Source organism: Rhizobium sp. SVR5-9E (genome assembly GCF_056755095.1).
Map to the genome: position 1 here is coordinate 1 of NZ_JBNDHS010000340.1, position 291 is coordinate 291.

The 291-nt window shown below is 61.2% G+C and carries 1 protein-coding gene; it reads right to left on the minus strand.

All coding sequences use genetic code 11. The annotated features are described in order from the left end of the window. A partial coding sequence (locus ACPYOJ_RS35090) for a hypothetical protein (protein WP_481420342.1) occupies positions 1–242 on the minus strand: 242 nt, incomplete at its 3' end. Between the last annotated feature and the right edge of the window lie 49 nt (positions 243–291).

Here is a 291-nt window from a genome sequence, read left to right on the forward strand (position 1 = left end):
GTCCAGGCCTGTTCAGCCGTTTTCGCCGGGCGGATTTCGAGCTTGCTGGCATCTATACCCGCCGTACGGGCGGCATGCAGGAAGTCATCAAAAAGCGTCGGATCCATCACCATCCCGGGCATCATCATCCCGCTATGATGCCCCCGGTGCTCAGCGTGCTCGTCCATGATGGCAGGCGCACCGGAGAGCGTAGTATTGACCTGCGGCGTAAGCCAGTTCATCCGGGCACGCAGTGTATCCACGTTACCGCCCGCCCACTGAGACCACGTCAGGCCTGTCGCCGAGAACAAT